This is a genomic window from Georgenia sunbinii, from assembly GCF_036421875.1.
Lineage (GTDB): Bacteria > Actinomycetota > Actinomycetes > Actinomycetales > Actinomycetaceae > Georgenia_B > Georgenia_B sunbinii.
This window is the reverse complement of sequence record NZ_JAZGOL010000001.1, coordinates 960,190-978,279: the sequence shown is the minus strand read 5'-3', so window position 1 is coordinate 978,279 and position 18,090 is coordinate 960,190. Positions and strand designations below refer to the sequence as shown.

Annotated in this window: 22 protein-coding genes and 1 pseudogene; 9 read left to right on the top strand and 14 right to left on the bottom strand. The window is 69.8% G+C overall.

Going from position 1 to position 18,090, the window contains the following annotated elements:
- Positions 1-311: 311 nt before the first annotated feature.
- Positions 312-464, top strand: a complete 153-nt coding sequence (locus V2J52_RS04520) for a hypothetical protein (RefSeq protein ID WP_331226463.1) — start codon at positions 312-314, stop codon at positions 462-464.
- Between the two features lie 104 nt (positions 465-568).
- Here V2J52_RS04520 and V2J52_RS04515 read toward each other — a convergent pair whose 3' ends face one another.
- The 3 genes from V2J52_RS04515 to V2J52_RS04505 form a co-directional block, all read right to left on the bottom strand.
- Positions 569-1,417, bottom strand: a complete 849-nt coding sequence (locus tag V2J52_RS04515) for a MetQ/NlpA family ABC transporter substrate-binding protein (protein WP_331226462.1) — start codon at positions 1,415-1,417, stop codon at positions 569-571.
- Between the two features lie 23 nt (positions 1,418-1,440).
- Entirely contained in the window at positions 1,441-2,043 is a 603-nt protein-coding gene (locus V2J52_RS04510; protein WP_491062166.1) for a methionine ABC transporter permease, read from the bottom strand.
- A 65-nt stretch (positions 2,044-2,108) separates the two neighbouring features.
- Positions 2,109-3,131, bottom strand: coding sequence for a methionine ABC transporter ATP-binding protein (locus tag V2J52_RS04505; protein ID WP_331226460.1), 1,023 nt, complete (start codon positions 3,129-3,131; stop codon positions 2,109-2,111).
- Positions 3,132-3,520: 389 nt separating this feature from the next.
- Between V2J52_RS04505 and V2J52_RS04500 the strand changes: the two genes are divergently transcribed.
- Positions 3,521-4,162, top strand: coding sequence for a hypothetical protein (locus V2J52_RS04500; RefSeq protein ID WP_331226459.1), 642 nt, complete (start codon positions 3,521-3,523; stop codon positions 4,160-4,162).
- A gap of 17 nt (positions 4,163-4,179) precedes the next feature.
- On the opposite strand, the gene V2J52_RS04495 is transcribed toward V2J52_RS04500, so the two are convergent.
- The gene (locus V2J52_RS04495; RefSeq protein ID WP_331226458.1) at positions 4,180-4,701 is read right to left on the bottom strand and encodes an rRNA adenine N-6-methyltransferase family protein; all 522 of its coding nucleotides are present in this window, start codon (positions 4,699-4,701) and stop codon (positions 4,180-4,182) included.
- A 234-nt stretch (positions 4,702-4,935) separates the two neighbouring features.
- On the opposite strand from V2J52_RS04495, the gene V2J52_RS04490 reads away from it, so the two are divergent.
- Entirely contained in the window at positions 4,936-5,283 is a 348-nt protein-coding gene (locus V2J52_RS04490) for a UBP-type zinc finger domain-containing protein (RefSeq protein ID WP_331226457.1), read from the top strand.
- Between the two features lie 127 nt (positions 5,284-5,410).
- Here the strand turns inward: V2J52_RS04490 and V2J52_RS04485 are convergent, their stop codons facing one another.
- The 7 genes from V2J52_RS04485 to V2J52_RS04455 form a co-directional block, all read right to left on the bottom strand.
- Positions 5,411-5,674: a type II toxin-antitoxin system RelE family toxin gene (locus V2J52_RS04485; RefSeq protein ID WP_331226456.1), complete on the bottom strand. Its 264-nt coding sequence runs from the start codon at positions 5,672-5,674 to the stop codon at positions 5,411-5,413.
- A complete protein-coding gene (locus V2J52_RS04480) occupies positions 5,671-5,949 on the bottom strand; it encodes a type II toxin-antitoxin system Phd/YefM family antitoxin (RefSeq protein WP_331226455.1) in 279 nt (92 codons plus the stop codon). Before V2J52_RS04480 ends, V2J52_RS04485 begins: the two co-directional genes overlap by 4 nt.
- A gap of 50 nt (positions 5,950-5,999) precedes the next feature.
- Positions 6,000-7,727: a DUF6398 domain-containing protein gene (locus V2J52_RS04475; protein WP_331226454.1), complete on the bottom strand. Its 1,728-nt coding sequence runs from the start codon at positions 7,725-7,727 to the stop codon at positions 6,000-6,002.
- Between the two features lie 56 nt (positions 7,728-7,783).
- Entirely contained in the window at positions 7,784-8,017 is a 234-nt protein-coding gene (locus V2J52_RS04470) for a lipoyl domain-containing protein (protein ID WP_331226453.1), read from the bottom strand.
- On the bottom strand, positions 8,014-9,045 hold the full coding sequence (locus V2J52_RS04465; RefSeq protein WP_331226452.1) for an alpha-ketoacid dehydrogenase subunit beta: 1,032 nt from the start codon (positions 9,043-9,045) through the stop codon (positions 8,014-8,016). The genes V2J52_RS04470 and V2J52_RS04465 overlap by 4 nt, the downstream gene beginning before the upstream one ends.
- Positions 9,042-9,992 carry a thiamine pyrophosphate-dependent dehydrogenase E1 component subunit alpha gene (locus V2J52_RS04460; protein ID WP_491062146.1) on the bottom strand — a complete coding sequence of 317 codons (951 nt, stop codon included), beginning with the start codon at positions 9,990-9,992 and terminating at the stop codon, positions 9,042-9,044. The genes V2J52_RS04465 and V2J52_RS04460 overlap by 4 nt, the downstream gene beginning before the upstream one ends.
- Before the next feature lie 188 nt (positions 9,993-10,180).
- Entirely contained in the window at positions 10,181-10,897 is a 717-nt protein-coding gene (locus V2J52_RS04455; protein ID WP_331226450.1) for an IclR family transcriptional regulator, read from the bottom strand.
- 137 nt (positions 10,898-11,034) lie between these two features.
- Here V2J52_RS04455 and V2J52_RS04450 point away from each other — a divergent pair, with 137 nt between their 5' ends.
- The gene (locus V2J52_RS04450; RefSeq protein WP_331226449.1) at positions 11,035-12,396 is read left to right on the top strand and encodes an MATE family efflux transporter; all 1,362 of its coding nucleotides are present in this window, start codon (positions 11,035-11,037) and stop codon (positions 12,394-12,396) included.
- A gap of 54 nt (positions 12,397-12,450) precedes the next feature.
- On the opposite strand, the gene V2J52_RS04445 is transcribed toward V2J52_RS04450, so the two are convergent.
- Both V2J52_RS04445 and V2J52_RS04440 read right to left on the bottom strand, forming a co-directional pair.
- On the bottom strand, positions 12,451-12,807 hold the full coding sequence (locus V2J52_RS04445) for an ArsC/Spx/MgsR family protein (protein WP_331226448.1): 357 nt from the start codon (positions 12,805-12,807) through the stop codon (positions 12,451-12,453).
- A 10-nt stretch (positions 12,808-12,817) separates the two neighbouring features.
- A complete protein-coding gene (locus tag V2J52_RS04440; protein ID WP_331226447.1) occupies positions 12,818-13,513 on the bottom strand; it encodes a hypothetical protein in 696 nt (231 codons plus the stop codon).
- A 207-nt stretch (positions 13,514-13,720) separates the two neighbouring features.
- On the opposite strand from V2J52_RS04440, the gene V2J52_RS04435 reads away from it, so the two are divergent.
- The 4 genes from V2J52_RS04435 to V2J52_RS04420 all read left to right on the top strand — a co-directional run bounded on the left by V2J52_RS04435 (position 13,721) and on the right by V2J52_RS04420 (position 16,582).
- Positions 13,721-14,611, top strand: a complete 891-nt coding sequence (locus tag V2J52_RS04435) for an Ltp family lipoprotein (protein ID WP_331226446.1) — start codon at positions 13,721-13,723, stop codon at positions 14,609-14,611.
- Positions 14,612-14,842: 231 nt separating this feature from the next.
- Positions 14,843-15,217, top strand: coding sequence for a hypothetical protein (locus V2J52_RS04430; RefSeq protein ID WP_331226445.1), 375 nt, complete (start codon positions 14,843-14,845; stop codon positions 15,215-15,217).
- A 33-nt stretch (positions 15,218-15,250) separates the two neighbouring features.
- A complete protein-coding gene (locus V2J52_RS04425; protein WP_331226444.1) occupies positions 15,251-15,760 on the top strand; it encodes a hypothetical protein in 510 nt (169 codons plus the stop codon).
- 180 nt (positions 15,761-15,940) lie between these two features.
- Positions 15,941-16,582, top strand: a complete 642-nt coding sequence (locus tag V2J52_RS04420) for a hypothetical protein (RefSeq protein WP_331226443.1) — start codon at positions 15,941-15,943, stop codon at positions 16,580-16,582.
- Between the two features lie 54 nt (positions 16,583-16,636).
- On the opposite strand, the pseudogene V2J52_RS04415 reads toward V2J52_RS04420, so the two are convergent.
- A pseudogene (locus tag V2J52_RS04415) lies at positions 16,637-16,940 on the bottom strand (transposase); the annotation flags it as partial.
- A 117-nt stretch (positions 16,941-17,057) separates the two neighbouring features.
- Between V2J52_RS04415 and V2J52_RS04410 the strand changes: the two are divergent.
- Positions 17,058-18,077, top strand: coding sequence for a LacI family DNA-binding transcriptional regulator (locus V2J52_RS04410; protein ID WP_331226442.1), 1,020 nt, complete (start codon positions 17,058-17,060; stop codon positions 18,075-18,077).
- Positions 18,078-18,090 lie beyond the last annotated feature (13 nt).

Below are 18,090 nucleotides of genomic sequence, written 5' to 3'. Positions count from 1 at the left end.
CGATCTGGATCTCGACAATCCCTATCGTCCCAGGTCAGGAGCACTTTCTATCTCAGCGACACGGCCCCACAGCAACGCCGCTGTGAAAGCACCGGGCTAAGGAGCACGGGCATCCGATCTTCTCCGCCGCGGAGTTCCTCGCGTGGCTAACGGAGGGGTGAGCGAGCACCCGCCGCTGCCAGCCGCAAACGATCACACCAGGCCGTGTCCGAACCCCGCCCCACCTCACACCGCAACAGCGACGAGCGCCGCCGCGGGAAGCACCGAAGACCGATACACGCCGAGGCGAGCATGAGGGCGAGCAGCTGGCCGTGCCCGCCGCCGACGTCGACGATCCGGGACGATCTCGCGACGTCGTACACGGGCCGGAACGGGAGTGGGAGGAGTACCTCGGCCCTGAGGTGGCCGACCGCGTGCGGGAGGCGCTCACCAGGCTCCGTGATCTCACCGACCGGTATCGATGAGACACCGACGCCCGCCGTCGTCCGCGACCAGGAAGGGTCGCGGCGACAGCGGCGTCGGGCGCGGTCTTCAGTTAGGAATGACCGCGGCGTTCAACGCCTGAAGCCTATGACTGCTGCAGTTCCGGCGGGGTCCACCAGAGACCGTCGTTATTCGCCTCCAGGTACTCGGCGAACTCCGGCGAGTGATACGCGTCCACGATGGCTTGCGCCCAGGGCGCGTCGGCGTTCTCCTCCTTGACCACTACCTGGAGCACGAGGTGGTCGAGGATGTCCTCGGTGGCCAACGCGGTGGCCGGGTCGATGCCGGCGTTGAAGACGATCGATCCGGTGATGACGATGTAGTCGAAGTCCACGCTGGCGGCCGGGATGGTCAGCGATCGCATCTCGGTGATGTCCAGGTTGTGCGGGTTGGCGACGATGTCGCTCTCCGTCACCGCGGTGGGGTCGGTCGACTCGTCGAGCTCGATCCAGCCGATCTTCTCCAGCAGTAGGTAGGCGCGTGCCATGTTCGACGCGTCGTTGGGCACCGCGACCGTGGCGCCCTCGGGGACGTCGTCGAGGCTGTCGTGGCGGTCGGAGTAGATGCCCGCCGGGACCGTGGGGATCGGGGAGATCGGAACCAGGTCGCCGTCGTTCTCGGCGTTGAAGGACTCGAGGTAGGCGGTGTGCTGCTCGACGTTGACGTCGACGTCACCGTCGTTGAGGGCGATGTCGGCGGTGAGGAGGTCGGACACGTCCTGGCTCTGGAGGGTGTAGCCCTGCTCCTCGAGGATGGGCGCGATGGCGTCCTCGAACAGCTCGGTGTACGGGCCCTGGGACTTGCTGTAGGTGATCGTGGTCTTGTCGCCGGACTCCGGATCGGCGTCGTCGGTCTCCACGGCACCCGGTGCGGCGCACGCGCCGAGAACGAGGGCGAGCGATGCCCCGGCGAGGGCGAGGTTGCGGATCTTCATGCTGGTTGTTCCTTTTCGTTGGATCAGCGGGGCTCGCGCAGCCGACGGGACAGGGCGTTGCCCGCCGCCTGCATGAGCTGGACGAAAATGATGAGGATGATGACGGTGAACACCATGAGCGGGGTGTTGAAGCGTTCTCGCCCGTAGGTGAGGGCCAGGTCCCCGACGCCGCCGCCCCCGCCGTAGCCGGCCATGGCGGTGGCGCCGAGGAGCCCGACGACGCTGGTCGTCAGCGCGAGGACGATGGAGCTGTAGGCCTCGGGCAGCAGGAAGCGGCGCACGATCTGGAGGTTGCTTGCGCCCATCGCCTTGGCCGCCTCGAGCACGCCGGTGGAGACCTCGAGCAGGCTGGCCTCCACCATGCGCGCGATGAACGGGGCGATGTAGACGATGAGCGGGACCAGGGCGGCTTGGCTGCCGACGCTGGTGCCCACGATCATCCGGGTGAGCGGCATCATCGCCACCAGCAGGATGATGAACGGGATGGAGCGGACGATGTTGATCGACACGTTGACCGCGGCGTAGGACACGCGGTTCTCCATGAGGCCGCCGCGGCGGCTGAGCACGAGGGCCAGCGCCAGCCCGATCCCGATGACCGTGCCGAAGAGCATTCCCCAGCCGAGCATGTAGACGGTCTGGACGCCGGCCAGCACCAGCCGGTCGACGGTGACGCCGAAGATCTCCTGGTCCACTACGCCTCGATCCTCTCTCGCAGGATTCCTGCGCTGTCGATGATCTCCATCGCCCGGTGGACCGGTTCCTCCGCACCGATGAGCTGCACGAGGAACAGGCAGATGACCGACTCCTGGAGCTCGGCGACCGTCGCGCCGAGGATGTTGACCTCGAGCCCCTCGATCCGGCTGAGGGAGGACAGCAGCGGCTGGCGGACGGTCTCGCCGACGAACCGCAGCCGGAGCAGCTCCTGGGGCCGGGTCTCGGCCCGGACCATCTCCCGCATGGGGCCGGGGATCTGGTCGTTGACTGACGTCCGGACGAACTCCTGGGTGATGGGCTCGCGGGGCCGGCTGAAGACGTCCAGCACGCTGCCGCGCTCGACGATCCGGCCCGCCTCCATGACGGCGACCTTGTTGCAGATGCGCTGGATCACGTGCATCTGGTGGGTGATGAGTAGGATCGTCACGCCCATCTCGCGGTTGATCTTCTTCAGCAGCTCGAGGATCGACTCGGTGGTCGTGGGGTCGAGGGCGCTGGTGGCCTCGTCGCACAGCAGGATCGAGGGCCGGGTCGCCAGCGCACGGGCGATGCCGACCCGCTGCTTCTGGCCGCCGGACAGCTGCCGGATGCTGGCGTTGCGCTTGTCCCCGAGCTCGACGATCTCCAGGACCTCGTCCACCCGGCGGTCGATCTCCGCCTTCGAGACGCCTTGGATCAGGAGCGGCATGGCGACGTTGCGGTAGACGGTCTTGGTCTCGAGCAGGTTGAACTGCTGGAACACCATGCCGATGTCTCGTCGGGTGCGCCGCAGCTGGCGGGAGGACATGGCCGTGAGGTCCGCGCCGTTGACGGTGACCGTGCCGGCGTCGGGCGTCTCGAGCTGATTGACCATCCGGATGAGGGTGGACTTGCCGGCGCCGGAGAAGCCGATGATGCCGTAGATGTCGCCCTGCTCGACCTCGATGGACGCGTCGATGAGCGCATCGACGGTGCCGCTCTTGGTGACGTACCGCTTGGAGATCGAGTCGAGCGTGATCATCGGTCGTCTGCCGCGTGCGGGGATCGCGCCCGGGGGCGGCGGGGTGTGCTGGTGGTGGTCACGACGTGTCTCTCTGGGGTTTCACGGCACAAAAAAACGAGGCCCGGTGCGGTGCCTCGTTCGGTCTGGATGCGCTCAGGGTGCGTTGTCAGGCGACCCCGGGCAGAACGAAGCCGGGCGACTGACAACAACACGTACGCGTCACGACTCGGTCCTCTCCAGGAGTGGTTGCGGCTTCAACGTAGCACGGACATCTGTCGCCGACGTGTGCCTGTCTCGGCGCTCGGTCGGGCCTGAACTGGCTTTCCTATGGGGATTGGTTAGGGTTTTCCGGAGCCCCCAACCAACGACCGGTACTACGCGTCCCCTCACACCGAAGGATCTCCTTGATGCGTCGCAAGCCCGTCATGTTCCTCTCCGCCCTCGCCCTCGTCACGATGGGTCTAGCAGGCTGCGGGGACGACGCGGAGGGCAACGGCGACGCCGCCGAGCCCACGACGGCGAGCGAGGAGACCCCCACGCAGGAGGACCCGACCACCGCGGAGCAGGACGCGCAGACCCCCGCGGACAAGGACTCCGACGACAGCGGCCGCGGGAAGCCCACGGACAGCGCCGCCGACCATGCCGCGTCCGTGGACGACATCGACGCGCCCGACCCAGGCCCGGCACCCGAGGGCGCCGTCATCCCCGCCGACGCGGTGACGACGCCCCCGCAGGCCATCGGTCCGTTCACGCTCGGGGAGAGCAGCGGTCCCGCGCGCATGTACTCCGACGAGGTCTCCAGCCTGATGATCTCCGTGGACACCAACGTGCTGGGCTCCCCGTACGAGCAGCTGGTCGAGTACATCGAGACCGACAACACCCCTGCCGGCACCGGCAGCTGCGGGACCAACGAGTCCGGCAGCTCCATCACCTGCTACCAGCGGGTCGACGACGGCGTGGTCACCCTGACCGCGTTCCCCGCGGAGATCAGTCTCGAGGACATGGTGGTGTTCGTGAACCACTACGCCGACCAGGCCGGCGCCGCCTGACAGCTGCGATCAGCCCGCTACCTCTGGCGCCGGATTCTCAGCACCGCGGCATCGGCGGTCGGGGCGGGCGTGAAGGCCCGACGCGGAACGGCTCGACCGAGCTCGACGACGTAGCCGGGGCGGCCGAGCTGGTGCGCGATACGCCGGGCGGTGTCGCGCCGCAGCACGACATCGGCGCCCACCAGCAGCTTCGCCCGCAAGAGCTGGGCGACCAGCGGGCGTGCCAGGTGGAACGGCGGGTTGGCCACGACCCGGAAGGGGCGCGCGGGAAGCCGCAGGTCGCGGATGTCCGCCTCGACGACGACGAGCGGCTGGCCCGCGAAGCGGGACCGGAGGCTCTCGGCCCGCCCGGGATGTTTCTCCAGCGCGATGACCCGCGCGCCGCGGGCGAGGAGTGGCGCGGTCAGCGCGCCCGTGCCGGCACCAAGGTCGAGCACCGTGTCGCCGCGCGCGACCTGCGCGTCGGCGACGATCGTGCCGGCCCAGTCAGCTGAGAGTCGGAAGTAGCTCCACCGGGAGCGCGGACGCACCCCGGACACGACGCACCATGACCATGATCATGACGCCGACGGTACGTCGTCGGCCGCCCCGGCCGCGACGCATTTATCTCGCCCACGCGCTCCGGTGGTCGCAGCCCGTGCCGACCACCTGGTCGAGCTGTGAACGCGGGCCACGGTGCCGCGCCGTCGCCGGCTCGCCGGCCCGCGGGTGCCGTGCGACAGTCGGTTCGGGCGTCGCAGGGCGCGGCGACCTGACCTCTGGAGGTGGTCACGATGGCGGGTTCCGGCATCGACGTCAGCGTTCTCCCGAGCGGCACCGGGTGCGCCGAGTGCCTCGCCGGCGGGGGCTGGTGGGTGCACCTGCGCCGCTGCGCGCAGTGCGGCCACATCGGGTGCTGCGACAGCTCACCTGGGCAGCACGCGACGGCCCACTACCGGGCGACCGGTCACCGGTACATCCGTAGCTTCGAGCCCGGGGAGGCCTGGTACTGGGACTACGAGGACGAGGTGACGGCGGACGGGCCGGACCTGGCGCCGCCCCAGCATCACCCGCTCGATCAGCCCAGCCCCGGGCCCGAGGGCGCGGTACCCCCAGACTGGCGCGAGCAGCTCCAGCACTGACAGGACGGTGGGTTCCATCTCGGACGAGGTGAGTCGCGCTGACGGTGCCCGTCAGTCGAGCAGGTAGCGGTCCGTCGCGTCGTGGCCCGACGAACGTCTGGTGCGCTGCCGCAACGGATTGTCGTGCTCACCGGCGGCGGTAGACATCCGCTCGGTGATCGATCTCCGTGATGACGATTCGCGTGTCCTCGATGCGGTAGATCACTCGGTAGTCCCCGCGTCTGGCACTGTGCAGGCCTTCGAGCTGGAACCTCAGCGGCTTGCCGATCCGCCACGGTTGCTCGACCAGCGAGCCGTAGATGAACTCGACGGTGGCGACGGCGACCTTCTCCGGCAGCCGCCGCAGGGCGCGCTTGGCGCTGGGAGTCCAGGCGACCTCGTAGTCGCTCACGGCCGCAGGTGTCCGAGGGCTTGCTCCTTGGACAGCACCTCGGCGTCACCTCGCTCGAGCTCCTCCAGGGAGTCCGCGATCCGATTCATGAGGTCGGGCCGGCTCATGATCTCGACCGATTCCTCCAACGACTCGAGGTCGGCCACGCTCATGACGACGGCCGCCGGCCGGCCATGCTTGGTGATCACGACGCGATCATGCTCTCGGTCGACCCGGTCGACGACGTCGGACAGCCGGTCCCGAACATCCTTAAGCGGCATGCTTCCGGTAGTCATGCCCATAAGTGTAGCCACTTTGTAGGTGCCCAGGCTGCCCGATTCCGCAGCTATTCGAACCCACCGTCGTCGCGAAGCTCGATGAGGTGGGTGCGGCGATCCGCAGTGAGCACGTCGGGAGTGCCGAAGGTGAGGTCTCCCGCCCACGGCGACTCTTCCGCGCCGAAAGCCCGCAGGAATGGCTGGGCACGCTGGGAGACGGAGCCGGTGACGCCGAAGTGGGCGAGCAACGCCTTGACCGCGAGGCCTCCGCGGTGCGCGCCGACCCGGTCGTTGACCGTTGCCACCGCCCACGCGATGGCCGCCGCCGCGGTGCTGCTCTTGGACCGCCGGCGGAACACCACGGGGTCGGTTGCGGCCGTGCGGGCCAGCACTCGTCGAAAGGCGGTGCGCATCTCGACGTCGAACAGCTCCTCCGCGCAGCTGTCGCACAAGCGCAGCACGTCGGCCACCCGGTCGTGGACGTCCCGAGGGATGTCCGCCCACTGGAAGCCCTCGTCGGGCAGCGGGACGTCGTCCAGCGCGGCCAGCGCCTCCTCGCTGCCGACGGCGTGGACGGCGAGCTCGCGCTTGTGCGTCGCGAAGTGAGCAAACAGCTCGTCCAGGTCGGGCTCGCCGAGCAGGTCGGAGTAGCTCCGGCTGCCGGATCGGGGTCCGCCGGCGATGAGCTCGAGGTAGACGGGTTCGCACTCGGCGATCGCCTCGAGAGTCTGCTCGGTCAGCTGCTGCGGGATCTGCCGCAGGCGGTGCGCGTAGCGCACCATCGCCCGCAGCACGATGGGCATCCGCCGTAGGTAAGCCCGGCTCGCCATCACCTTGCGCGGGTACCAGTCGGTGAGGAGGAGCTGGACGTTGAGGTAGCTCCACCGCCACGGGGAGCCGCCGCTGTAGTCGGTCGTGAACCACAGGAGGTCCTCGGCGATGGCCGCGTCGTCGGGGCGAGTGAGGCCTGCGCCGTCGGGTGAGCGCAGGAACTCGTCGGCGAGCCTCGACCGGGCCTCGTCGGTCCACTCCGGCCGGTCGAACCCGCTCCCGCCGGCGGGCAGCAGCCCGATGATCCACTCGACGATCGGACGGGCGGCGGGCCAGGTGTCGGTCTCGTAGCGCGGCACCGTCATGGCGCCCGTCTGGACCGCCTGCTCGATCTGGGCGCGGGCCTCGGCCGGGTGGAGATCGGTGAAGGTCATCGCCTCGGGCTCGTCGACCAGGGCACGGAACTCGTTCCGGAAGTCCGCGAGGTCTGCGGGGATGACGAAGCCGTCCTTGGCGACGGTGCCCAGGTTGTGGTCGATGAACACGACGGCGGTGAGATCGTAACCGTCAACGAGACGGACCGAGACGATCGTATTCTGCCCGTCCCCGAGCACGTCGGCCGATACCGCGGCCGGGCCGGGCTCGGCCTCGTCGAGACCCAGCAGCCAACCGGGCATGGCGTGGTCCCGGCGGCCGGCCTCGCGCCGTGCGCGCTGGGCGAGGTGGTTGTCCGGCAGCAGCTGCGCGAGGGCGATGAGCAGCGCGGTGGTCTCCGGCACGGGGTGACCGATCAGGCTCTCGAGGAACATCGCCGCGTCTGGGCCGTCGTCGGAGGTCGGGGCCAACGGGTCGTGCGTGCGAGGATCGAGCGCAGCGACGATCGAGCTGGCCAGCGCAAGGAAACCGAGCGGCTCCGGGTCGGACAGCGCAGCGGCGATGTTGCCGAGGAAGTCGTCGGGCTCGGCGGTGGGTGCCTCGGGCTCGCCCACCGCGTGCAGGTGTCGGTCGGGTCGTCGCGTGGTCACGCGGGCACGGTACCCGACACCTCACCCGACCTTCGCGACGCGAGCCGCCACCGTTATCACTCGATCCGCGCGATGGCCCCTCCCTGCCGCACCGCTTCATCTTCGGCGACGAGCAGGCGCACCGTCCCCGCCGCAGGCGCGACGACCTCGGCGTCGACCTTGTCCACCTGGACGTCGGCGAGCAGCTGGCCCGAGGTGACCTGGTCGCCGTCGGCCACGTACCAGGTGGCGAGCACGCCCTCGGCGTCGGGCTTGGTCTCGTCGAGGTTCGGGAAGGGGACGTCGGTCATGCCAGCACCTTCTTGATCGCCTCGGTGATCCGGCCGTGCAACGGCAGCACCGCGTACTCCAGCACGTGGGCGTACGGGATCGGGATGTCCGGCATCGTCACCCGCTGCACCGGCGCCTTGAGCAGGCCCGGGTCCACATCAGTAATAGTCGCGACGACCTCGCCGGAGACGCCGAAGGAGAGGTAGTCCTCGTCGACGATGACGAGCCGGCCGGTCTTGGCGACCGAGGCCAGGATCGCTTCGCGGTCCAGCGGCACCAGTGAGCGCAGGTCGAGCACCTCCACGCTGATGCCCTCGTCGGCCAGCTGCTCCGCGACGTCGAGCGAGTGGTGCACCGACAGCGACAGCGTCACCACGGTGACGTCGGTGCCCTCGCGCACCACGTTCGCCTTGCCGATCGGCACGAGGTACTCGCCCTCGGGCACGACGTCGACCGACCGCCGGTTCTTCGCCATCCACGGCAGACCCATGATGCCCTTGTGGAACATGTACACGACGGGATCGTCGTCGCGGATCGCCGAGGTCATCAGTCCCTTGGCGTCGGCCGGCGTCGCCGGGACCACGATTTTCATGCCGGGCAGGTGGGCGAACGTGCCCCACAGGCACTGCGAGTGCTGGCCCCCGTCGGAGTAGCCGCCGCCGACGGCGGTGGTCAGCACCAGCGGGACGTTGACGTTGCCGCCGGAGAAGTAGCGGATCTTGGCCATGTGGTTGTAGATCTGGTCCAGGCACACGCCCATGAAGTCGGCGAACATCAGCTCGACGATCGGCCGCATGCCCTCCGTCGCCGCGCCAGTACCCAGGCCGATGAACGCGGTCTCCGAGATCGGGGTGTCGATGATGCGGTCGGGGCCGAACTTGTCCAGCAGGCCGGTGGTCGAGGAGAAGATGCCGCCGTAGGCGCCGACGTCCTCGCCGAGGTAGACGACGCTCTCGTCGCGTTCCATCTCTTGGCTGATCGCCTCGACCATCGCCTTGGAGGTGTTCAGCCGGCGGTTCGTGGCTGCGGTGGTGTCGGTGGCGGTCATGACTGCTCCTCGGCGAAGACGTGCTTGTGGACCTCAGCTGGGTCGGGGAGCGGGCTCTCCTTGGCGAAGGAGATGGCCTCCTCCACCCGCTGGCTGGCGCGTTCCTTGATGGCGGTGGCGCCGTCGTCGTCCAGCACGCCGGCCTGGCGAAGTCGCTGCTCGTACCGGGGGATCGGGTCGAGGCCGGGGATGTCGGCGAGGTCCGGGCGGTAGCCCTGCGCATCTCCCTCGAAGTGGCCCCACATCCGGATCGTCACCACCTCGAGCAGCGATGGCCCCTCACCGGCACGGGCGCGGCTGATGGCGCGGCCGGCCGCCTCGTACACGGCGTCGACGTCGTTGTCCTCGACCCGTTCGCCGGGGATGCCGTAGGCCGCGGCGCGCTCGGCGTTGGACTTCACCGACGTCGACGTAGAGCGCGGCACGGAGATGCCCCAGGCGTTGTCCTCGACGACGAACAGCACCGGCAGCCGCCACAGCGCCGCGAGGTTGAGCGACTCGTGGAACGCGCCCTGGTTCGCCCCGCCGTCACCGGTGCCCGCGACGGCGACGCCGCCGGTGCCGCGGCGGGTGAAGGCGAAGGCGGCTCCCAGTGCGGGCGGGTAGCCCTCGGCGACTATCCCGGAGCAGGAGAAGTGGACGTCCGGGTCGAAGAGGTGCATGTGGCCGCCGCGGCCCCGACCCAGCCCGGTCTCGCGGCCGAAGATCTCCGCCGTCATCCGCTTGAGGTCGACGCCGTGGGCGACAGCGAAATGGTGCGGCCGGTGCGTGGCGGTGACCGCGTCATCGGCGGACAGGTGCGCGCACACGCCGGCGGCGACTGGCTCCTGGCCGGCCGACAGGTGCATCTCGCCGGGGATGAGGCCCTTGCCGATGTCGAAGCCGGGGCCCTTGTCCGCGTGGTACTCGCGCAGGATCGCCTCTTCGAAGGTGCGGGAGAGCACCATCGTCTCGTAGAGGTTGCGGCGGGTGTCGTCGGTCAGCTCCGGCCCTTCGGACGTCTCGGCAGTGGTGGGGACAGGGGGTGGTTCAGATGTCGACGTCGACATGATCGCCTCCGTTGGCTGGGGTGCTCCCCACCATCGCGCCGCCGGATGACGATGACAACGCCCGAGATTTCACATGGTGAGAGGGGTCAGCCACGTGCCAGGGCGATGAGACGAGCCGCGCGTCGCAGCTCGTCGGCGCGGGCGACCACATCACCGGCACGCCGTGCCGGGACGGAGACGGCCACCGCCTGCGCCAGCCCCGGGACCGGCACCGCCGCGCACATGACGCCCAAGGCATACTCCTCATGGTCGACCGCGAGCTGCCCGGCGCGGGCTACCTCCTCCATCAGGGCTCGCGGTGAGGTGACGGTGTGCGGGGTGAGGTCGACGAGTGGATGGGCGGCGACGTACTCACGCCGCGACTCCTCGGGGAGCGCAGCGAGCATCGCCTTGCCCAGCGCGGTCGCGTGCGCGGCGTCGTGGAAGCCGACCCACAGGTCGGTGCGGGGCGCGGCGGGGGAGTCGACGATCTCGGTCAGCCGGATCTCGCCGTCGTCGAGCGCCGCGAGATACGCCGCCGCACGGAGCTTGTCGTGCAGTTGGTGCAGGACCTGACGCACCCGTCGGGTCTCGGCGCCCTGACCGAGCGAGTCCACCCGGTCGCCGAGGACGTAACCCTCCGGGGTGCGGACGAGGTAGCCCTCGTGGACGAGGGTGCGCAGCAGGTGGTAGGCGGTGCCGAGCGGGATCCCGGCGATGCGGGCGAGCTTCTTGGCAGGCTGCGGTGACTCCGCGGCGCCCACCACGTCGAGCAGGTTGAGCGCTCGGACGACGGAGTTGATCAGAGTCGGCTGCACTGCCACATCGGCCTCCGGCCCCCAGCGTAGAGCGGGGTGACGGCGGGCGGTAGGGACGCGGCTCGCAGGCCGGGGCCTGGTGAGCGCGGGCGAGCCCCGACCTGGCTATGGTGGCGCCGGCTCGGCACGTGGCCGCGCGCGGCATGAGGAGGTTGAGGGGGATCGCCCGGACGGGTCAGGGACACGACTTCACCCAGGGCAGCACCCTCCGGCAGCTGGTCGCGTTCTCGGGGCCGATCATGCTGGCGAACCTGCTCCAGACGTCCTTCCAGTTCGTCGACAGCCTGTGGATCGGCAACCTCCTGGGCGCCGACGCGCTGGGGGCGGTCGCCGTGTCCAGCGTCATCATCTTCACCGTGCTGTCCTTCGTCATCGGTGTGAACAACGCCGCGCTGGCGATCCTCTCCCAGCACATGGGACGCCGGGACGCCGACGGGCTCAAGCGTTACCTCAACGCCTTCGTCGTCATGCTGTTCCTCATGGCCGTGGTGCTGGGCGCCGCCGGCTACGCGTTCTCCGGGACCCTGCTCAGGGTGCTCGGGACGCCGGAGTCGATCACGGCCCAGGCGCAGGGGTACCTGCAGGTCAGCTTCCTCGGCATCCTGTTCCTGTTCGGCTACAACTTCCTCAGCACGGTCCTGCGGGCGCTGGGGGACAGCCGCACCCCCATGCGGTTCGTGCTGGTGGCGGTGCTCCTCAACGTCGTCCTCGACCCGCTGTTCATCCTCGCGCTGGGGATCGAGGGCGCGGCCGTCGCGACCGTGGTGTCACAAGGGGCGGCGTTCGTCTACGGCCTGGTCCACGTGACCAGACGGCGGCTCGCCCCGTTCCGACGGCCCAGCCTGCCCGCGTGGTCCGAGGCACGCACCATCCTCAGCCTGGGGATCCCCTCGGGCCTGCAGATGGCGGTGATCTCCGCCGGGTCGGCAGCGATCATGAGCGTGGTCACCGGGTTCGGCGCCGCCGTCGTCGGCGGGTTCGGGGCGGCGCAGCGGATCGACTCGCTCATCATGCTGCCCGCGCAGGCGCTGGGAATCTCCGTCTCGAGCATGGCCGGGCAGAACATCGGCAGCCGGAACTGGGACCGGGTGGGGCGCATCTCCCGGGTGGGAGTCGTGTACAACCTGGCGATCATGACGGCGATCGCCCTGCTCGTGGTGGTCCTCGCCCGGCCCGCGGTGACGCTGTTCGTCCGCGAGCCCGACGCCGTCGAGTTCGGCGTCACCTACCTACGCGTCGTCGCCCTCTTCTACCCGTTCCTCGGCATCAACTTCGTGCTCAACGGCGTGGTGCGGGCCTCCGGGGCGATGTACCAGGTGCTCGTGCTCAACATCATCTCCTTCTGGGTGCTGCGGTTCCCGCTCACCTCGCTCTTCGCACACTGGTTCGGCCAGATCGGTATCGCCCTGGGCATGGGCGGGAGCTTCGTCGTCAGCAGCGTGTTCGCCTACCTCTACTTCCGGTTCGGCCGGTGGCGTGAGAAGGAGCTGTTCGCGGACGGCTGAGACGGCGGGGACATCGCCAGCAGGCTACGGTCCCGTGCCGCCGCGGGAGGAGTCTCAGCGCGCGAGGAACTGCGCGACCCGGTCCTTCGGGCGGCCGATGATGGCGCGGTCGCCGCGCACGAGCACCGGGCGCTGCATGAGCCGGGGATGCGTGACGAGCAGGTCAGCCACCTGCTCGGGGGTCGTATAGTCCTGCGCCGACAGTCCCTGCTCGGTGAAGAACGCGTCCTTGCGGACGAGGTCCGCCGGCGGGTCCTCGAGCTTGGCGATGAGCGCGAGCAGCTCGTTCCGGTCCAGCGGCGTCTTGAGGTACTGCACCACCTCGGCGTCGACGGCCGCCTCCGTTACGGAGTCCATCGCGAAACGCGAGGTGGAGCAGCGCGGGTTGTGCAGGACCGTCAGATCAGCCATGGTCCCGACCCTACTCACCGTGTGGCTCGGGCCTCTCATGGTTCGTCCCGATGACCGGGGCCAGGAGGACCAGCGCGGCCGCCGCCAGGACGTGCCACAGGGCGTGGCCCTGCCACAGGCTGTGCGGGTCGCACAGCGGCCAGCCGGCCCGGGACAGGGTCCCAACTACCCCGCCGACGGCGAGCAGGCCGACCGCCCAGCACACCTCACGGCGCACCGCCGGGAAGCTGCGGGCGCGCAGCAGCGTGGCGCCCACCGCGAGTACGGCGACCCCTGCCTGGGCGAGGTCTCCGGCGCGTGGGGCCACGAGGATGAGCGGGACGAGGGCCAGCGTCGGCGCCGCCCACCACCACCACCTGCGCGCCCGACCACGAAGCGCCGCGACCGCATCGGCGGCGACGAACGCCAACGTGGCGACCAGCGGCAGGTCGTGGAGGAGGTCCGCGTACGCCGGGTTCGGGCCGTGCTGCACCAGCGAGCCGAGACCCACCGCGACCACCAACGACGCGTACCCCGCCAGCGAGCTCGGCATCGTACCCGGACCGTCGGCCCGGCCCCTGCGCAGGGCGGTGCGGTGCCGGAGCACGATGAGCACGCCGGCGAGGACGAACGCGAGGCTGCTGACTGCAGCCACCGGCTCGACCAGCAGGCCGGTTCCCGGTGCCTCGCAGCCCGGCCCGGCAACCGCTGCCGCGACGACCGTCATGTTCTCGACGATAGTCGGCCGACGTGCCGGGCACGGCACGCGGCCGGCCGGTCCGGACGGCCGTCTTTGTCGGCGCGGGCGAGGGGGCTGGTGCGGCGACTCCTGTGGGGCGGTGCTCGTGTAGCGAAAGCCGCATGTCCAGCGGCAGCTGTCGATAACCTAAGTGTGCCGGGGGGCCAAGCAACACGACTGATCGGCAGCGCGAACATGACTGACTATCCGCCCCCAGTACACTCCGGGCTCGACGACACTGCGGTGGTACCGCCGGCGGAACCGTCGGGGACCCCGCCGGCACGGCCCTGGTACCGGAAGAAGCGGGCCATCGTGCCGGCCGGTGTCCTCGCGCTGCTCGTCGTCATCGGCATCACCACGGGCGGCGACGACCCGTCGGAACCGGGCCCCGACGCCGCCGCCGTGGCAGCGACCGCCGACGCCAGCCCGACGAGTGACCAGCCCACCGAGCGCAGCACACCCGAGAAGCCCACCGAGAGTCCCGATCCGGAGAAGGAGTCCGACGAGGACATCGCCGCGGCGGAGGCGGCCGCGGCTGAGGAGGCCGAGAGAGCGGCTGCCGAGGAGGCCGAGCGGGTCGCGGCAGCTGAGGAGGCCGAGCGCGCGGCCGCCGAGGAGGCTGCCGCTGAGGAAGCCGCGGCGGCCGAAGCAGCGGGAACGGTGTCGCAGCAGAACGCACGCCGCTCGGCGCAGTCCTACCTGGACTACTCGGCGTTCTCGCGGTCGGGGTTGATCGGGCAGCTGGAGTTCGAGGGCTTCTCCACGGATGACGCGAGCTGGGCCGTGGACCGGGTGAACGCGGACTGGGCAGAGCAGGCCGTCAAGTCCGCCGAGTCCTACCTGGACTACTCGGCGTTCTCGAAGTCCGGGTTGATCGGGCAGCTGGAGTTCGAGGGCTTCTCCACCGACAACGCGACACGAGCCGCGGACAGCGTGACGGTCGACTGGAACGAGCAGGCCGCCAAGTCGGCCGAGTCCTACCTGGACTACACGTCGTTCTCGCGCTCCGGTCTCATCGACCAGCTCGTCTTCGAGGGCTTCACCCGCGAGCAGGCGGAGCACGGCGTCAACCAGACGGGGCTGTAGCAAGCCGTGTGGGGACATGCACCCAGACAGCAGTCGAGCGCCGCCGTGGCAGCGCCGCCCCCATCGCCGGCCGGTGGCGGCATCGTCTTGACCGAGGAGTTCAGCCACTCGCTTCGGATCCTCGAGGTGGAGCTGACCGGCCGACGGGTTGGGTGCCGGCAAGTCCACGGCTCGTGTTCCAGTACGGTTCGCCTGAACGGTGTAATGTCGGTGGCAACGAGGGTGGAAGTCATGACTGTAGACATCGCAGCAGCTGCTCACGCCGAGACGGTACGCCTCGACATCCACGAGGTCGTCCGCAGGCTCAACAGCCACATGGGCGCGACCATGGTCGCCGCACTGTCGGGTAGCCGCGACTCCAAGCTGCCCTACAAGTGGGCGAAGAGCACCGTACCGAACGCCGGGGCGCAGGAGCGCCTGAGGTTCGCCCACCGGATCTGGAAGATGCTCGCCGACGCAGAGTCCGACCACGTCGCCCGGACCTGGTTCCGCGGCACCAACCCCGTCCTCGGGGAGGTCTCGCCGGTCATCGCGATCCGCGAGGACAAGTTCGCCGCTGTGGCCGGCGCCGCCAGCTCGTTCATCAGTGGAAGCTGGAGTGGCTGAGGGACCCTTGCTAGCGCCCGTCCCAGGGACGCTGTGGCGAGTCCACAAACAGGCGTACGGCGCCCTCACCCCACCTCCCGAGAAGTTGACCCTGACGAGAACTGGAGCCGGTTCGACATCGCCGGCTTCGCCACCCTCTACTGCGGCGTCGAGCAGCTCACCGCGTACGAAGAGTCCCTCGCCTACGCCCAGGTCACGGACGACGACTACGAGGGCCTGTTCGACGACGAGGGCGTTGAGTCCGTCTCCGAGCAGTGGCGTCGGCTCGGCCACATGGACGAGCAGAGCATGCCCGTCCAGTGGCGAGCCGTCCGTAATATCAGCTCCTTCATGCCCAAGCGTGCCGACGACCTCACCACCTCCCGCCACGGGACCGAGATGGAGTGCTACGCGCTGTGGGTGGACCTGGGGAACTACCCCACAGGGACCCCGATCAAGGACGCTGTCGGATCGGCGTACACGTGCACCGCGACCCGCGCGATCGAATGCCACGACACTGTCCTCCAGCAGGCAGCGCGCCGGCTCCGACTCGTCGTGCACTGACTCGAGGACGCTGGAGCGGCCCACGCAGGCGTCGGAGCCAGGAGCGCGGGCGACGGTCGCGAGGACGGCCCGACGGCAGAGCACCCAAACTGGCATTTCGGTAGGGATTGGTTAGGGTTTCCGGAGCCCCCCAGCACGCCAGCTGCACCCACGCGTGCCCTCACACCGAAGGATTCCTCGATGCGTCGCAAGCCCGTCATGTTCCTCTCCGCCCTCGCCCTCGTCTCGATGGGCCTGACGGGTTGCGGCGGCGACGCGGATGGCAACGGCGACGCCGCCGAGCCGACGACGGCGACCGAGGAGGCCACGACGCAGGAGGAGCCGACCTCCTCGGAGCCGGAGACGCAGAGCCCCGAGGAGGAGGACTCTGCCGACAGCCTCCGTGGGGCGCCCACGGACAGCGCCGCTGACTATGCCGCGACCGTGGACGACATCGACGCGCCCGACCCGGGCCCGGCCCCCGAGGGTGCGGTCATCCCCGCCGCCGCGGTGGCGAAGCCCCCGCAGGCCATCGGTCCGTTCTCGGTCGGGGAGAGCAGCGGCCCCGCCCACATGTACTCCGACGACGTGTCGAGCCTGATGATCTCGCTGGACTCCAACATCCTGGGCTCCCCGTACGAGCAGCTGGTCGAGTACATCGAGACCGACAACACCCCCGCCGGCACCGGCAGCTGCGGGACCAACGAGTCTGGCAGCGCGATCACCTGCTACCAGCGGGTCGACGGCGGCGTGGTCACCATGACCGCGATCCCCGAGGAGATCCCACTCGAGGACATGGTGGTGTTCGTCAACCACTTCGCCGAGCAGGCCGGCGCGGCCTGACGCGAGCCGGCGCCGGCCTCGCACCGGCCGGCGCCGCTCGACCAGTCGAGCGTTGGGTTCCCAGCGGCGGGCGTCGGGCAGGGCGAGCATCTGCATCCAGGCGGTCATCTCGGCAGCGAGGGCGACGACGGTCAGCCAGATCTGGTTCGGGGTGAAGCCGTGCAGCGGCAGCGCGCGTAGTCCGGTGTCTTTGGCGGTGCGGATGTGGTCCTCGCGGCGCGCCCGGCGGCGGTGGCCCAGTTCCAGGTGACCGAGCTGGGTGCTGCGCCCGCCGGGGCGGGTGTTGGTGGCGAACACGGTCACGCGGTGGCGATCGATCGGTGATGCGTAGTGGCGCAGGCGCCTGGCGCTGGCTGCGTCCTTAGTCGATCCGGTTCGATTAGAGTCGCGGATTTACTTGACACTGAGCGATGCGACGCCCGTATAGTAGGCGAACCGGTTCGACAGCCAGCGCAGGCTCGATGAGGAGGACGTCATGGCGACGATCGCCGATGTGGCTCGTGTGGCGGGCGTGTCGCGCAGCACGGCCTCCTACGCCTTGTCCGGCAAGCGCGCGATCTCCTCGGAGGTGCGCGAGCGCGTGCGCGCTGCCGTCGATCAGCTCGGCTACACCCCCAACGCCGGTGCCCGAGCGTTGGCCACGGCGCAGACCCGCATCATCGGCCTGTTCGCCCAGTTCCTTGAGGACGAGTTTGCCCCGGCGATGCTCCAGTACATGCTCGGCGTCTCCGACACGGCCCGGAAGCTGGGCTACGACATCCTGCTGGTTACCGACTCCGACGGTCCCAGCGCGCTGCGCCGGCTCACTGACTCCCGCATGGTCGACGGCGTCGTGCTCCTCAACGTCGCGGACGACGATCCGCGGCTGCCGGTGCTGCGCGCCGCGAGGCAGCCTGGCGCGCTGGTCGGGCTCCCGGAGGACTGCAGCGGCCTGGACATCTTCGACCTCGACTTCCCCGAGGCCGGCCGGCTCATGGTTGAGCATCTCGCCAGGCTCGGGCACCGCGAGCTGGTGCTCGTGTCCCAACCCCGGCACGTGGTGGAGCGCGGTGGCGCCTACGTGTGGCGCCTGCGCAACGCCGCGCAGGAGGAGGCTCAGCGGCGCGGCATCATCCTGCACGCCGTCCACGGTGCTGCCCAGCAGCCGGAGATCGGCCGCGAGCTCAACCAGCTGCTCGACAACCACCCCCGTGCCACCGGTCTGCTCCTCAACAACGAGGCCGCGGCCGCCGCACTGCCCACCGTGCTGCACGCGCGCGGGCTGAGCGCGCCGGCGGACTACTCAGTCATCGGGCGCTACTCCGACGAGTTCGCCCGTACCTTCTCGCTGCCGTTCTCCTTCATCGAGAGCGCCCCCGACCGACTCGGCACCATGGCTGTGCGACAGCTGGTCCGCAGGATCGAGTCGCCCGTGGGGCGGGCGGAACCGCACGTCACCCGGCTCATCTCTCCAGAGCTGGAGGACCGGGGCAGCACGCAACCGCCCCGGTCCTGACGGGTGGCGTCAG